Genomic DNA, 14,986 nt, shown 5'->3' with positions numbered 1-14,986 from the left:
CGGCGGTGGGGCCGGCGGGGGCGGATTCGGTGAGCATGAAGAACAGCGCCTCCAGCGGTGTCTCGTCCCGGGTCAGACCGCGCAGCGCGATGCCGGCGTCGACGATGTCGGCGATCAGCACGTCGACGTCCTTCTGCGGGCCGCGGACGGCCAGCCCGTCGTCGACGGCGGTTACCTCGAGCCCACGGGTGCGGGCGAGGTCGGCGGCCCGGTCGTCGTCGGTGGTGGTGATCCGGTGGGCCTGCTCGGGTGCCAGCTCCCGCAGGGCGGCGATCGAGCCGTGGTGTACCACCGAGCCGGCCTTCATGATGGTGACGTTGTCGCAGATCTGCTCGACCTCGGCCATGTCGTGGCTGGAGAGCAGGACGGTCAGGCCGGTGTCGGCGAGCCGTCGCACCAGGGCTCGCATGTCGCGGATGCCGGCGGGGTCGAGGCCGTTGGCGGGCTCGTCCAGCACCAGCAGTCGCGGGTCCCGCAGCAGGGCGGAGGCGACTCCGAGGCGCTGTCGCATGCCGAACGAGTAGCCGCGTACCTTGTCGTGCTGCCGGTCGGTCAGTCCGACGGTGTCCAGCACCTCGTCGATGCGGTCGGCGGCGTCGCCGCCGTCGAGACCGGCGAGCAGGCGCAGGTTCCGCCGGCCGCTCAGGGTGGGATAGAACTTCGGGCTCTCGATGAACCCGGCGACGCCCGTCAGGGAGCCGACGCCGTGGTACTGCCAGGAGCGGCCGAAGACCTTCAGGGTGCCGCTGTCGGGGCGGATCAGGCCGAACAACATCCGCAGGAAGGTGGTCTTGCCGGCCCCGTTGGGGCCGAGGACTCCGTACACCTCGCCCTGGGCGACCTGCACGGTGATGTCGTCGACGGCGGTCAGTGAGCCGTACGTCTTGGTGAGGTGGACGGCGTCGACCGCCAGCACATCGCTCATGGCCCGGACGCTAGAGATCACACATGAAGCCAGGATGAAACCGGCCGACGGGTCAGCGAGGTTCACGCCTTCGGGTCAGCCGCCATCCGGCGTAGGCGAGCGCGGCGAGGACCGCGGCGGCGACCGCGTACCACTGGTAGCGGTGAAGCTCCGCCTCGATAGCGCGCATGTGGTCCCCGGCCAGGTAGCCGGCCGTCACCCAGACGCCGACCCAGGCGGCAGCCCCTACGGCGTTGAAGATGACGAAGCGTCGCCACGGCATGCCGGTGGCGCCGGCGATGATCCCGTTGAATTGCCGCAGCCCCTCGACGAAACGGGCGACCGCCACGATTTTCGGCCCGTGCCGGCTCATCACCGCCTCCAGCCGTGCGAACCGCTCCGGCGTCAGGCGCACGTAGGGCCCGTACCGCAGGATGATCCGCCGGCCGCCGGTGCGACCGATCAGGTAACCGATGCTGTCCCCGGTCACCGCGCCCAGGAACGCCGACACGGCGACCAGGGCGATGATCAGCTCGCCGTGTGCCGCGTACCCGGCACCGGCGATGATCGCCGTCTCGCCCGGCGCCGGCATGCCGAAGCCTTCCACCCCGACGAGCAGGGCGATCCCCAGGTAGCCGTAGTGAGCGACCAGGCCGGCGAGGGAACCGGCGGCGGTCACGGGCGTGCCGGCGCAGCCTGGTCGGCCGCCGCCGCGCTGCCGGGCCGCAGCAGGGGTCGCAGCCGGGTGCGATCCAGCTGGTCGAGGCCGAGCGCGATCGGGCGGCGGGCGAGCAGATAGCCGACGAGGGTCACGGCGGCGCCGAGCGCGAAGCCGGCCAGCACGTCGGACGGGTAGTGCGCGCCGATGTAGATCCGGGCGAAGCCCATCACCGCCGCGGCGGCCACGGCCAGCAGACCGAGTCGCCAGCTGACCAACAGCAGCCCGGCCGCCACGGCGCCGGCCATGGTGGCGTGGTCCGACGGAAACGACGGATCGGTGCTCCGATCAGCCAGCACCACGATGCCGGGCAACGCCGTGTACGGGCGGCGCTCGTGCACCGCGGACACGATCGGCTGGTTCACCGCCACGGCCAGCAGCATGCCGAACGGCGCCCACACCGCCGCCGGCAGTCCCACGCCCCGCTGCCGGGCGATCCACCAGCCGGCGAGCAGCAGGGCGGCGAAGAGCAGCACCCCGTACTTTGCGTAGTCGGCCAGCGGAGCGTGCAACCATGGCGTCGCCCGGGCCAGGTCGTTGATCTCCAGGAAGAGCCGGGTGTTCATGCTGTCCCTCCGCCGTCCGGATCGAGATGCCGACGGTAGGCAGCCGGACATGAAGGGCAGATGAAGAGCGCCGGCGCTGTGCTGCACTGGTGACCGGTGCGAACGGACGGGAGGAACCGGGTGCGGGTCCTGGTGGTGGAGGACGAGCGGCGTCTTGCCGGCCTGCTCGCCCAAGGGCTGCGTGAAGCCGGTCACACCGTCGATGTCCGGTACACCGGAACCGATGGGCTGCTCACCGCCGCCACGGGTACGTACGACGCGCTGGTGCTCGACGTCATGCTGCCGGGCCTGGACGGCACGGCGGTCTGCCGGACACTGCGCGAGCAGGGCAACCGGGTACCGGTGCTGATGCTCACCGCCCGCCGCGAGGTACCCGACCGGGTCGCCGGCCTCGACGCCGGTGCCGATGACTACCTGGCCAAGCCGTTCTCGTTCGATGAGCTCCTCGCCCGGCTGCGCGCCCTGCACCGCCGCTCCGCGGGGCCGCCTCCGGTCGAGGTCAGCGCCGGTGACCTGCTGCTCGACCCCGCCCGGCGGCGGGTGTTCCGCGGCGATACGGAGATCGACCTGTCGGCGCGGGAGTTCGACATCCTCGCCCTGCTGCTCACCCGCGCCGGGCAGTGCCTGACCCGCTACCAGATCCTCGACGAGGTGTGGGACGGCGAGACCGACATCCGCTCCAACGTCATCGACGTGTACGTCGCCAACCTGCGGGCCAAGGTCGACAAGCCGTTCGGCCGGCACGCCATCGAGACTCTGCGCGGCGTCGGCTACCGGCTGCGCCCCGATGGTGGCTGACGATGGCTCGTCGTCGGCACTTCCCGGCTGGCCGCTGGGGCCGCCTGCCACTGCGCGTCCGGCTGATCGCCGGCTTCGCGGCGGCGATGCTGGTGGTCCTCACCGGCGCCGGCGCGTTCGTCTACCTGCGGGTGCGGTACGCCCTCGATCTCCGCCTCGACGAGGACCTGGCCGCCCAGTCGACGCAACTGACCGGCGCCGCCCGTGCCGGCACGCCACTGCCGGCCGCCGCCAGGACCGGACCGGGGGAGTACTGGCAGCTCCTCGACGCCTCCAACCATGTCCTCGCGGCCAGCCCCGGCCTGCCGGCCGGCTCCCTGCTCACCTCCGGACAGCTGGAACGGGCCCTGCACCAACCGGTCCGGGCCGACCGGGGAACCCTGCTGCCCATCAGCGCCCGCCCCCTGCGTCTGTACGCCGTTCCCGTCCGGCCCGAAGCTGTGCCCCCGGCGGGGCAGCCGGCGGTCACCGTCGCCGCGGTCCGCCGGGACCAACGCGACGAGGCCCTGCGGGAACTCATCGGCCAACTCGCCCTCGCCAACCTCGCCGCGCTCGCCGTCGCTTCCCTGGTGGGTTACCGCCTCGCCCGCGCCGCCCTCGGCCCGGTCGAGCGCTACCGCGGCGAAGCTGCCCGTATCGCCGCCGGTGCCACCGGTGTCCGGCTCGCCGTGCCCGCCACCGACGACGAGGTGGCCCGGCTCGGTCGGACCCTCAACGACATGCTCGCCGCGCTGGAAGCGGCGTTGGAACGGGAACGGCAGTTCATCAACGACGCCAGCCACGAACTGCGTACCCCGCTGACCCTGCTCGCCACCGAACTGGAACTGGCCCTGCGTCGGCCGCGAACGGCCGCCGAACTGGAACAGACGGTGCGCAGCGCCGCCGCCGACACCGCCCATCTCATCGCCCTCGCCGACGCCCTGCTCGCCGTCGGCGTCCAACCAATCCAGGAGGACACCGCCCCCGCGGTGGACCTCACCGCCATGCTGACCGGTCTGGTCGGCCGTTACCGAGCCGGCGTCGGTGCCGGGCCGGACGGGCTGCGCTGCCAGGCGGAGCCGGATCTGACCGTGCGCGGCGACGCCACCCGACTCGGTCAGGTCGTCACCAACCTGCTCGACAATGCCATCCGATACGGCGCACTCCCCATCACCGTGACCGCGACCCGAGCTGAGGACCTGATCCGGATCATGGTCCACGACATGGGGGGCGGCATCGACCGGGAGTTCCTGCCGCACGCCACGGAACGGTTCCGGCGCGCCGACGCCGCCCGCACCTCACCCGGTACCGGCCTCGGCCTGTCCCTCGTCGAGGCCATCGTCCGCGCACACCACGGCGAACTGCGGATCTGCTCCGCCGGCACCCATCACCGGGTCGACCTTCGGTTCGACCTTCCCTGCGACCACCCCGCCGGCGGCACCACCGTCACGGTGCTGCTGCCGGCGCCCGCGGACCGGCCTCCAGTGCGCCCGGCGTGAACGACGTTTCCGTGCCGGTGGCGGGGGTAGCGGTGTAGCTGCTGGCCACCGGTTCCCCTTCCGGCAGGCTTCCCGCCGCACCCCTTCGGAGGCCCCCTCGTGTCGACGCCCCTGGCCCTGCCGGCCGTCGGTCCCGGTTTCCTCAATCCGGAGTGGCTGATCTCCACCTTCGGGCTGATCGGTATCCTCGCCATCGTCTTCGCCGAGTCCGGTCTGCTGATCGGGCTCTTCCTGCCCGGTGACTCGCTGTTGTTCACCGCCGGTCTGCTCGTGGCCGATGGCCGCTACCTTCACCAGCCGCTCTGGCTGGTCTGCCTGCTGGCCGGTGTTGCCGCGATCGCCGGGGACCAGGTGGGTTACCTGTTCGGCAAGCGGATCGGTCCGAGCCTGTTCCGGCGCCCCAACTCCCGCCTCTTCAAGCAGGAGAACGTGCAGCGGGCCAACGACTTCTTCGCCCGGTACGGAGCCCGATCGGTGGTGCTGGCCCGGTTCGTGCCGATCGTGCGGACGTTCACGCCGGTCATCGCCGGGGTGAGCCGGATGCGGTACCGGACCTTCCTCATCTACAACGTGCTCGGCGGGGCGCTCTGGGGGATCGGTGTCACGGTGCTCGGCTACTTCCTCGGTCAGATCGCGGTGGTCAAGTCCAACATCGAGTTCATCCTGCTCGGCATCGTGCTGGTCTCCGTGGTGCCCATCGGCATTCAACTGCTCCGCTCCCGGCGCAAGACGGCACGGACGCCCGGTCCGACGCCGGTTGCTGCGGAAGCGGTAGGCGCCCGACGAACCGCGGCTCCGAACCGAGCCGACGAGGGCTGGACGGGCTGACTGCCGGTGCCCCGCCCGCAGCGGAGCGGCGACGGTCGTCACCAGTGCGGTCGTCGAGCCGCGACGCAGGCTCCGCACGGCGGTGATTCCGCCCGGATCCGCTCCGCCGTCTCGGCGTTCACCCGGCCGGGACGGGAGAACGCCCGGGACACCGCCGACGGGGCCACGCCGCACTCGCGGGCGAGGTCGTAGATCGTGGGCGCGGAACCGGTCGGACGGCGGCGCCGTTCAGCGACCACGGACACCTCCTGGGGAGGGGTTGGGGGCCGGCTGCGGCGGTGCCCGGCACGGGGCGTGGAACATCGCTTTTCCGCTCTCCAGAACTGGGCCACCGGAAACCCATGGCAAATGATGGCAACCGCTCGCCATCGGCGCCAGAGGGCTGACTCAATGGCCCATGTCGGGACTGCGGACCACCACCACTCGTCGATGCAGCGCCCTGTCTCACCAAGGCAGGTAGCGGTCGGTCCCGCGCCGATTCCCTTTTCATCCGCAGCAACCGACAGGGAGGGAGCCGAGCATGGCAGGACCCTGGCCACGCCGTGGCGGCAAGCGCCGGAGTGCGTCGGAAAGGAGAGGAGCGCGAACGTCGCTCTCCATACTCCTGACCGCGGTGGTTATCGCAGGCGCGGCGCCACCGTCACCCGCCAGTGCACAGGAGTTGCCCTGGATGGAGCAGACGTTGCCACCCGCGCAACGCGCCGAACTCCTCATCCAGGCGATGACGCTCGACGAAAAGATTCAGCAGATCGCGATGAAGCCGGTGCCGAACACGGACCTGCCCGAATGCGGGTTCTACGCAGGTGCCCGGCATGTCGAAGGCATTCCGCGACTGAACATTCCGACGATACGGATGACGAACGGTCCGATCGGTGTCGGTGGCGGGGACTGCAGTCCTGACCCTCAGGCCACCGGCGTTCCGACCGAACTCGCCGTGGCGGCGTCCTGGGACCCGTCGGCCTCGTACCGGTGGGGCGACATCGCCGGAAGCGAGACGCGGAGCAATGCGCACAACGTGTTTCTGGCTCCGGGCGTCAACCTCGGCCGGATTCCGAACAACGGTCGCAACTTCGAGTACTTCGGGGAGGACCCGTACCTGGCCGGGGTCATGGCCAGCGAGCAGACCCGGGGCGTACAGCGGCACGGCGTGCAGGCCACGGCCAAGCACTTCGCCGCCAACGAGCAGGAGACGCAGCGGTCGACGATGAACACGATCGTGGACGACCGCACCCTGCACGAGCTCTACCTCCTGCCGTTCGAAATGTCGATCAAGGACGCCGGTCTGGCGGCGGTCATGTGCTCGTACCCACGCATCAACGGCACGTTCGCCTGCGAGAACCGACCGCTGCTGACGGATGTGCTGCGTGACCAGTGGGGCTTCGAGGGCTACGTGATGTCCGACCGCGGCGCCACGAAGAGCACCGTGCCGGCGATCAAGGCGGGGCTCGACCTCGAGTTCGCCAGCCCCCGGTTCTTCACCCCGGACACGATCAAGCCTGCCCTGGCCGCCGGCCAGATCACCGTCGCGGATCTTGACGGAATGCTCAAGCCCCGGTACGCCACGATGTTCCGGCTCGGCCAGTTCGACCACCCGGTCATCGGCTTCACACCCATCGACTTCGCCACCCACGGCGCGGCCGCCCGCCAGTTGGCCGAGCAGGGGAGCGTGCTGCTGAAGAACGAGGGGGGCGTCCTTCCGCTCGACGCCACCAAGCTCCGGTCCGTCGCCTTGATCGGGCCGCAGACGTTCGCCGGGGAGGCGAAGTTCCCGGCCACCGGGCCCGGCGGGTTCATCAAGGTCAACGCGCCCTACACCGTGACCCCGGAAGAGGGCCTGCGGAACACGCTGGCGGGTCTCGGCTCGCACGCCACCGTGACGTACCACAACGGCACGGACCTCGCTGGTGCGGCGGCGCTGGCCGCCAGATCCGATGTCGCCATCGTGATGGCCGGCGACATCTCCCTCGAAGGAGTCGACCGAGCCAACCTCGACCTGCCGATCCAGGACGGTGTCGACCAGGAGGCGCTGATCTCCGCCGTCGCTCGCGTCAACCCGCGCACGGTGGTCGTGCTCAAGAACGGCGGGCCGATCGTCATGCCGTGGCTGAGCCAGGTCCCGAGCGTCCTCGAGGCCTGGTATCCGGGCCAGGAGGACGGTAACGCCGTCGCCAACGTCCTCTTCGGCGTCGTCAACCCGTCCGGCAAGCTGCCCATCACCTTCCCGAAGGCGGAGCGGGAGGCCGCTGCCAGCACCCCCGAACAGTTCCCGGGGGTGGACATCGACGGCACCCTCACCGCGACCTACAGCGAGGGTCTGCGGATGGGGTACCGCTGGTACGACGCCACCAACTCCGCGGCCCAGTTCCCCTTCGGCTTCGGGCTCTCGTACACGAGTTTCGCGATCTCCAAGCTCGTGGTGACACCGCAGACGGCCGACGGAACCGAGCCCATCCGGGTGGCCTTCTTCGTCGAGAACACCGGCAAGACGGCTGGCGCCCAGGTGCCGCAGGTCTACCTCGGGCTACCGTCCGCGACGGGCGAGCCCCCGAAGCGCCTGGTGGCCTTCGAGAAGGTCTGGCTCAACCCCGGCCAGAAGAAGCTGGTCGAACTCACCATCGACCCGGCCGCCTCGAACCACCCGTTGTCGATCTGGGACAGCGGCCGGCGGCAGTGGACGGTGACCGACGGCGAGTACCAGGTGTACGTGGGCGACTCGTCGACGAACATCGTGCTCAGTGACTCGATCACCGTCCGGACCCCACCCGGTCGTCAACCGTAGCGGGCGCCGACGGCGCGGGTCCCGATGGCGGGGCCCGCGCCGGTCCTGCTGCGCTGCCCACCCGGTGGCCTGCGCGGACCAGGCCGGTCGCTGCTGCTCCGGACCTGAATCTCCCCATTTCGGCCCGCTCCGCCGTCGGCTCGACCACAGTGGTTGCGTGGCTGAGGAGGCGGCATGACGGGGCTGCAGACCGACCTGTACGAGCTGCGGATGGCGGCCAGCTATCTGCGCCGTGCGATGGTGGAGCGCGCCACGTTCAGCCTGTTCGTCCGCCGTCTGCCGGCGCAACGCGGCTTCCTGGTGGCCGCCGGGCTGGCCGAGGCGCTGGCGTTCCTGGAAGCCTTCGCGTTCGACGACGACGATCTGGCCTATCTGCGGGATGTCGGGTTCGACCAGCCGACCCTGGAGGCGTTCGCCCGGCTGCGGTTCACCGGCGACGTGTGGGCCGTACCGGAGGGCCGGGTGGTCTTCGCCGACGAGCCGCTGCTGGAGGTCACCGCGCCGATCGCCGAGGCGCAGCTGGTGGAGACCGCCGTGCTGAATCTGCTCACCTTCCACACCACGATCGCCAGCAAGGCAGCCCGTTGCCGGCTCGCCGCCGGCGGCGCGCAGCTGATCGATTTCGCGTTCCGCCGCACTCAGGGGATCGAGGCCGGGGCGGCCGTGGCCCGTGCGTCGGCCATCGCCGGCTTCGCCGCCACCAGCCACGTCGAGGCCGCCCGACGGTACGGACTACGACCCTCCGGAACGATGGCCCACTCCTACGTCGAGGCGTTCCCCGACGAGCGGGCCGCGTTCCGCGCCTTCGCCGCCGACTTTCCCACGAACCCGGTGTTCCTCGTCGACACCTACGACACGCCCGCCGGGGTGCGGGCCGCCGTGGATGTCATCGCCGAGCTCGGCCTGACCGGGCCGGTCGGCGTCCGGCTCGACTCGGGAGACCTCTCCGCGCTGGCCCGGCAGACCCGCGCGATCCTCGACGGCGCCGGGCTGACCCAGGCACAGATCGTGGCGAGCGGCAGCCTCGACGAGGACGTCATCGCGGCGCTGGTCGCCGACGGCGCACCGATCGACGCGTACGGCGTCGGCACCCGGATGGGCGTCTCCTACGACGCGCCGTCACTCGACAGCGCCTACAAGCTGGTCAGCGTCGGGGAGCGACCGGTGCTCAAGCTGTCGCCCGGCAAGGCCACGCTGCCCGGCGCCAAGCAGGTCTTCCGCGATCCCGGTGGGAACAGCGGCGACGTGGTGGGGCTGCGCGACGAGCCACCGCCCGGAGACCGGCAACCGCTGCTCGTACCGGTCATGCGGGGCGGCCGGCGCCTCGACCCGGCCGATCCCGTCGGCGAGGTACGCGCCGGCCGCCAGCGGTTCGACGCCGATCTCGGGTGGCTACCGGAGTCGGCGCGCAGGCTGGCCGATCCGATGCCGCTCGCCGCCACGGTGAGCGCGGCGCTCGCCGACCTGCACCGCCGGATGGCCGAGCAGTTCGCGCCGGTCTCGACCGGTGGCGTCCGCAGCGCGGGCCGCTGACCGCCCGCCTTGCGGCGGGCCGGATTGTGCTACACCGGCGGCGCCCCCGGGCCTGTTTGCCGATCCGGTCACCGGGAAGGCGACCGCGAGCCGGCCATGCGCCGCCGGAAGGGCGGCGCCACGAAGGGAGACCGCATCATGGCGCAGAGCCAGCAGCCACTGACCGGGAAGCGGATCGCCATCCTCGCCACGGACGGGGTGGAAGACGTGGAGTACATCCAGTCGCGGGCCGCCGTGGAGCAGGCGGGAGCCGAGGTCCACCTCGTGTCGCTGAACCCGGGCGAGATCCAGTCCATGAACCACGACATCAACCCGGCCAACCGCTACCGGGTGGACCGCACGGTGAACGAGGCCAACGCGGCCGACTACGACGCCCTGGTGCTCCCGGGCGGAACGGTCAATCCGGACCGGCTCCGGATGAATCCGGCAGCGATGGACTTCGTCCGGGCCATCTTCCTGCAGGAGAAACCGGTGGCGGCGATCTGCCACGGCCCCTGGTCGCTGGTCGAGACCGGAATCGTCAACGGCCGGACCGTCACCTCGTATCCCAGCTTGAGCACCGACATCCGCAACGCGGGCGGGAACTGGGTCGACCAGCAGGTACAGGTCGACAACGGCCTGGTCACCAGCCGCCGCCCGAGCGACCTTCCGGCGTTCTGCGCGAAGATGGTCGAGGAGTTCGCCGAGGGCCGACACGTCCGGCAGATGGCAACGGCCTGACACCGCCCGGCGCATCTGCCTCCGCCCCCGGCCCAGAACTGGGTAGCGTGCCGGGAGTGGAGGTTGGATTCGCCCCGCCCGTCTCCGGCTCGTGGGCAACGCCGGAGCACATGGTCCACGTCGCGCGCCGCGCCGAGCTGCTCGGATACCACTCGCTCTGGACGTTCCAGCGCCTGCTGGTGCCCGCCGACCTCGGCTGGAGCGAGACGTACCACAGCGTTCAGGACCCGGTGACCACGCTGGCGTTCCTCGCGGCCCACACCACGCGCATCCGGCTCGGCGTGGCGGTGCTCGACATGCCGTTCCTCTCCCCGGTGGTGGTGGCGAAGCAGGCCGCGACGCTCGACATCCTCGCCCGCGGACGGCTGGATGTCGGCCTCGGCCTCGGCTGGTCCACCGAGGAGTACCAGGCGACCGGTGCGAGCAGACACCGGCGGGGCCGGCGGGCGGCCGAGTTCGTCGACGTGCTCCGCGCGCTCTGGCAGGACGACGTCGTCGAGCACCGCGGCGAGTTCTACCAGGTCCCGCCGACCCGGATGGAGCCGAAGCCAGTCCAGCGCCCGCACCCGCCGATCCTGCTCGGCGGCCATGCGCCCGAGGCGCTGCGCCGGGCGGGCCGGCTGGCCGACGGCTGGGTCAGCGGCAGTCAGGCCGACCTGGAGGGGATCGGCGAGGCGGTCGCGACGGTCAAGGCCGCCGCGGCGGACGCCGGGCGCGATCCCGGCTCGTTGCGGTTCGTCTGCCGGGGTGCCGTCCGGGTACGCCCCGCCATGCCGGCCGACCGTGAGCCGCTCACCGGCACGCTCGACCAGATCCGGGCGGACTTCGGCCGACTGGCCGCGGCCGGCATCACGGAGTTGTTCGTGGACCTCAACTTCGATCCGGAGATCGGCTCACCCCGGGCCGACCCCGACGTGTCGATGCGCCGGGCCGACGAGGTGCTCGACGCCCTCGCACCGACCCCCTGACCGCCACGACGCACGGTCACGGCGGCTCACCGGCCCGGGTCCGGGGATCCTTGCGCCGCCGACCACGCCGACCAGTGGGTCACCGTGACCGCGACCACCGGCCCGCCGGGTGGCCGCTCGACGTACTGCGGATACTTCGCGGCCAGCGCCGCGCGGGCCGCGGCCTCCTCCGCCGGGTCCTCCACCTGCCGGCCGTGCCCGTCCAGCCGAACCCACCACAGCTTCGACCAGTCCTCGTCGTACTCGTCGATGAGCAGGCAGGCGCGTCCGGTCGCCTGGATGTTCGCCAGCCGACGCAACCGCCGGTGGCGCTTGGGCTTTTCGTCGACCGCGTGGTAGACCACGTCGCCGAGCAGGACGAAGCAGACCGGCACCAGGTGTGGCCGGCCGTCCGGGTCGACCGTGGCCAGCCGCGCTGCCCGGGCCGACCCCACCCGCTGCCGCAGTTCCTCGCCGGGCACCGGCCGCGACGGTGTCCGTCAGCGGCGCGGGGACGACCGGCCGGTCATCCGGTCCGCGATCTGCCGGAGCTTCTGCTGCGTGCTCGGCTTCGCCGCCTGGCGTCGCCCGCTCTGCACCAGCTTGCGGGTCTGTGGGCTGTTCCAGAATCCCTTGATGCGTTCCCCGACCGATGTCATCACGCCTCCCCGGTGCTCGCGCGGCGGGTGCGCCGCGGTACTGGTCGCGTCCAGTCTCGGTCATCGCGGACCAGGTCGGAGCGGGATCGGCCGAGACCCGCGGCGCAGGGCCGTGGCCGCGTGTGGAACGGGCGACAGCGGGAAGGCAGCGCCGTTTCGCGCCGCGAAGCGCTCGTGGGCTGCGACGGCTGGAGGGACATGGATGCCAAAACCTTCGTGGTGGTCGGTGGCACCAGCGGCCTGGGTCTGGCGGTCGCCCGTCAGATCGGCAAGGACCACCGGGTCGCCGTTCTCGGCGATGTGCCGGACGAGGTTTCCGCAGTGGCTGCCGAGCTGGGCTGCACCGGCCTCGTCTGTGACGTGTCCCTCCACGAGCACGTACGCGCGGCGTTCGCCGAGGTGGTCGACCGTTACGGCGTGATCGACGGGGTGGTGACCTGCGCCTCGGTGTGGGCGGGCGGCGACCTGCTGGAGCTTCCCCCGGAGCGCATCCGGCGGGCCGTCGAGGTCAACGCCCTCGGCACCACGTATGTGCTCCGAGAGGCGCTGTACCACCTGCACAGACAAGGTTTCGGCAACGTGGTGTACACGGGCGCGATGGCCGTGGTGAAGGCCCGGCCCGGCATCCCGGTCTACCGGGCGACCAAGAGCTACGGCGCCAGCCTGGTGGAGTCGCTGGCCGAGGCGCAGCACAGTAATCGGATCAAGGTGATGCAGCTGCACCCGGGGCCGATGCCGACCCGGTTGCAGGAGCGGGTCGGCGCCGAGTTCCTCGACGAGATCTATGCGCTACCCGAGCAGGTCGCCAGCGAGGTGGTCCGACTGCTGCTGCTCGCCCCCGACGACCTGTACGTCTCCAACGAGCTCGTGCTCCGCGCGGACGGGCGGTGGTGACCGCCGAAGGCGGCGCCACGGCCGAGGCCCCGGTCTCGGCGTGGAGCCCGTTGCGAGTCGCGGTCTACCGCAGCCTGTGGCTGGCCCTGCTCGGTGCGAACATCGGCACCTGGATGCAGACGGTCGGCGCGCAGTGGTTGCTGATCCACCAGGCGAACGCCTCGACCCTGGTCGCCCTGGTGCAGACCGCCAGCCTGCTGCCGATGCTGTTGCTGGCCCTGCCGGCGGGCGCGCTGGCGGACGCCCTGGACCGTCGGCATCTGCTCATCTCGGTGCAGCTGTTCATGGTCGCGGTGGCCGCGGCGTTGGCCGTGCTGACCGCGACCGACCGGATGCCGCCGGCGCTGCTGCTCACCCTCACCTTCGCGTTCGGCGTCGGGCAGGCGCTCACCCTGCCGGCCTGGGCCGCGGTGATTCCCGAGCTGGTGCCCCGCGAGCAGCTGCGGGCGGCGTCCGCGCTCGGCTCCATCAGCGTCAACGTGGCCCGGGCCATCGGCCCGGCCGCGGCCGGTGTGCTGATCGCCCACCTGGGCGCGGCCCCGGTGTTCGCCCTCAACGCAGTGGCGTTTCTGATCTTCGCGGTCGCGCTGGTCCGCTGGCGACCCGGGAACGCCCGCGCGGTCGAGGTGCCCGAGCGGTTCACCGCGGCGCTGCGCGCCGGTGGCCGGTACGTGCGGCACTCGCCGATCGTGCGCCGGCTGCTGCGGCGGGCGCTGGTCTTCGTGATCCCGGCCAGCGCGCTCTGGGCGCTGCTGCCGTTGGTGGCCGCCCGCCGGCTCCACATGAACTCCAGCGGGTACGGCCTGCTGCTGGCCGCCCTCGGCGTGGGCGCCATCTCGGGCGGCCTGCTGCTGCCGTGGATCCGGACCCGGATGTCGGCCAACCGCTTCCTCCTGGTGGCCGGCGTGCTCTACGGCGGCGCGCTGATCGTGGTGGCTACCGTACGGGTCGTCCCGGTGGTGCTGATCGCCCTGCTGCCGGCCGGATTGGCCTGGGTGACAGTCCTCGCCAACGTCAACGCCGAGATCCAACTCTTCCTGCCCGGCTGGGTACGCGCCCGGGGCCTCGCCGTCTACCAGGTGGTGCAGGGCGGCGGGCAGGCGGTCGGCGCGTTCATCTGGGGCGTGGTGGCCGACACCGCCGGCCTGGCCCCCGCGCTGCTGGTCGCGGGCGGGTTGATGCTGGTCGGCGCGGTGACCGCGCAGATCTGGCCGCTGCCGGAGCTGCGCGGAGTGACCAAGGACCCGACCACCTACCTGCCCCCGCTGGAACTCGCCCTCGAACCGGATCCCCGGGTGGGGCCGGTGCTGGTGACGGTGGCCTACACCGTCCCGCCCGAGCGAGAGCAGGAGTTCATCGAGGCGATGGAGGTGGTCCGCGGCTTCCGGCAGCGTACCGGGGGGATGCAGTGGGGGTTGTTCCGCGAGGGTGAGTGCCCGCCCCGCTTCGTCGAGGTCTACCTGGTGCCGTCGTGGGACGAGCACCTGCGCCAGCATGGCGGCCGGTTGACCGGAGCCGACCAGGAGGCGGAGGAACGCGTGAAGGAGATCGCCGGGGGCGAACCGGAGGTAAGGCACCTGCTGCCCGCCGCCGCGGAACGGCGATAACCCACCTGACCGTGCGGGCCGGAAGCAGCCGGTTTCACCGCGGCGGGCACGGGTACCCGCCGCAATCCGGTTTCGAGAGGGGATCCGAGGTGGACCACACCGAGTTCATCCAGTCCGTCGCGGCGCGACCGAAAATGTCACCGGCGCAGGCGGAACCCATCACCCGCGCCACGCTCGAGACGTTGGCGGAACGCATCAGTGGTGGCCAGGCGCGGGACCTCGCCTCCCAGCTCCCCGAGGAGCTGCGGGGCTACGTGCGGAAGCCCATGGAGGATCCGGAACCGTTCGGACTCGCCGAATTTTTCGAGCGGATCCAGTCGCGGGCCGCGGTAAACCTTCAGGCGGCGACTGACGGTGCCCACGCCGTGCTGGACACACTTCGCGAGTCGGCCAGCGCGAAGGAGTACGGGGACTTCATCGACCAGCTACCGGAGGAGTTCTGGCAGCTCACCGGGCCGAGTGCCAACCGGCTCCAGACTCGCCACGTGGGGACGTAGCCCTCCGACACGGCGCACAGATTCAGGGCCCTGCCCGGGGAGGGGCAGGGCCCTGAAT

16 protein-coding genes are annotated in these 14,986 nt (G+C 71.5%); 10 read left to right on the top strand and 6 right to left on the bottom strand.

Going from position 1 to position 14,986, the window contains the following annotated elements; genetic code table 11:
• The 3 genes from DKL51_RS07740 to DKL51_RS07730 all read right to left on the bottom strand — a co-directional run.
• The coding region (locus DKL51_RS07740; protein ID WP_148097746.1) for an ABC transporter ATP-binding protein at positions 1–925 on the bottom strand (925 nt) is incomplete at its 3' end.
• Positions 926–977: 52 nt separating this feature from the next.
• Complete coding sequence (locus DKL51_RS07735) at positions 978–1,583, bottom strand: DedA family protein (protein WP_243421029.1); 606 nt, start codon at positions 1,581–1,583, stop codon at positions 978–980.
• Positions 1,580–2,188, bottom strand: coding sequence for a phosphatase PAP2 family protein (locus tag DKL51_RS07730; protein WP_109944706.1), 609 nt, complete (start codon positions 2,186–2,188; stop codon positions 1,580–1,582). The genes DKL51_RS07735 and DKL51_RS07730 overlap by 4 nt, the downstream gene beginning before the upstream one ends.
• Before the next feature lie 120 nt (positions 2,189–2,308).
• On the opposite strand from DKL51_RS07730, the gene DKL51_RS07725 reads away from it, so the two are divergent.
• From DKL51_RS07725 to DKL51_RS07715, 3 genes are all read left to right on the top strand, one after another.
• Complete coding sequence (locus DKL51_RS07725) at positions 2,309–2,986, top strand: response regulator transcription factor (RefSeq protein WP_109944705.1); 678 nt, start codon at positions 2,309–2,311, stop codon at positions 2,984–2,986.
• Between the two features lie 2 nt (positions 2,987–2,988).
• Positions 2,989–4,464 (top strand): sensor histidine kinase, encoded by a 1,476-nt coding sequence (locus tag DKL51_RS07720; RefSeq protein WP_109944704.1) that lies wholly within the window; start codon positions 2,989–2,991, stop codon positions 4,462–4,464.
• A gap of 99 nt (positions 4,465–4,563) precedes the next feature.
• Complete coding sequence (locus DKL51_RS07715) at positions 4,564–5,292, top strand: DedA family protein (RefSeq protein ID WP_109944703.1); 729 nt, start codon at positions 4,564–4,566, stop codon at positions 5,290–5,292.
• Positions 5,293–5,330: 38 nt separating this feature from the next.
• Here the strand turns inward: DKL51_RS07715 and DKL51_RS07710 are convergent, their stop codons facing one another.
• Positions 5,331–5,531, bottom strand: coding sequence for a LacI family DNA-binding transcriptional regulator (locus tag DKL51_RS07710; RefSeq protein ID WP_207783840.1), 201 nt, complete (start codon positions 5,529–5,531; stop codon positions 5,331–5,333).
• A 431-nt stretch (positions 5,532–5,962) separates the two neighbouring features.
• On the opposite strand from DKL51_RS07710, the gene DKL51_RS07705 reads away from it, so the two are divergent.
• From DKL51_RS07705 to DKL51_RS07690, 4 genes are all read left to right on the top strand, one after another.
• A complete protein-coding gene (locus DKL51_RS07705) occupies positions 5,963–8,071 on the top strand; it encodes a beta-glucosidase family protein (protein WP_221623143.1) in 2,109 nt (702 codons plus the stop codon).
• A gap of 174 nt (positions 8,072–8,245) precedes the next feature.
• Positions 8,246–9,604, top strand: a complete 1,359-nt coding sequence (locus tag DKL51_RS07700; protein ID WP_109944701.1) for a nicotinate phosphoribosyltransferase — start codon at positions 8,246–8,248, stop codon at positions 9,602–9,604.
• 138 nt (positions 9,605–9,742) lie between these two features.
• Positions 9,743–10,324 (top strand): type 1 glutamine amidotransferase domain-containing protein, encoded by a 582-nt coding sequence (locus DKL51_RS07695; protein ID WP_109944712.1) that lies wholly within the window; start codon positions 9,743–9,745, stop codon positions 10,322–10,324.
• 56 nt (positions 10,325–10,380) lie between these two features.
• Positions 10,381–11,292, top strand: coding sequence for a TIGR03619 family F420-dependent LLM class oxidoreductase (locus DKL51_RS07690; RefSeq protein WP_109966353.1), 912 nt, complete (start codon positions 10,381–10,383; stop codon positions 11,290–11,292).
• A 26-nt stretch (positions 11,293–11,318) separates the two neighbouring features.
• On the opposite strand, the gene DKL51_RS07685 is transcribed toward DKL51_RS07690, so the two are convergent.
• Together DKL51_RS07685 and DKL51_RS34805 are read right to left on the bottom strand one after the other, a co-directional pair.
• Positions 11,319–11,753: a TIGR03668 family PPOX class F420-dependent oxidoreductase gene (locus DKL51_RS07685; protein ID WP_109944699.1), complete on the bottom strand. Its 435-nt coding sequence runs from the start codon at positions 11,751–11,753 to the stop codon at positions 11,319–11,321.
• A gap of 18 nt (positions 11,754–11,771) precedes the next feature.
• On the bottom strand, positions 11,772–11,930 hold the full coding sequence (locus DKL51_RS34805) for a hypothetical protein (RefSeq protein WP_165823101.1): 159 nt from the start codon (positions 11,928–11,930) through the stop codon (positions 11,772–11,774).
• A 198-nt stretch (positions 11,931–12,128) separates the two neighbouring features.
• Here DKL51_RS34805 and DKL51_RS07680 point away from each other — a divergent pair, with 198 nt between their 5' ends.
• The 3 genes from DKL51_RS07680 to DKL51_RS07670 all read left to right on the top strand — a co-directional run bounded on the left by DKL51_RS07680 (position 12,129) and on the right by DKL51_RS07670 (position 14,928).
• Positions 12,129–12,824, top strand: coding sequence for an SDR family NAD(P)-dependent oxidoreductase (locus DKL51_RS07680; protein WP_109944698.1), 696 nt, complete (start codon positions 12,129–12,131; stop codon positions 12,822–12,824).
• On the top strand, positions 12,818–14,431 hold the full coding sequence (locus tag DKL51_RS07675; protein WP_243422379.1) for an MFS transporter: 1,614 nt from the start codon (positions 12,818–12,820) through the stop codon (positions 14,429–14,431). The genes DKL51_RS07680 and DKL51_RS07675 overlap by 7 nt, the downstream gene beginning before the upstream one ends.
• Before the next feature lie 89 nt (positions 14,432–14,520).
• Positions 14,521–14,928 (top strand): DUF2267 domain-containing protein, encoded by a 408-nt coding sequence (locus DKL51_RS07670; RefSeq protein ID WP_109944697.1) that lies wholly within the window; start codon positions 14,521–14,523, stop codon positions 14,926–14,928.
• Positions 14,929–14,986 lie beyond the last annotated feature (58 nt).

The organism is Micromonospora globispora (assembly GCF_003857015.1).
Classification (GTDB): Bacteria; Actinomycetota; Actinomycetes; order Mycobacteriales; family Micromonosporaceae; genus Micromonospora; species Micromonospora globispora.
Note: the sequence above shows the minus strand (reverse complement) of the source record. Positions and strands in the feature narration are given on the sequence as shown.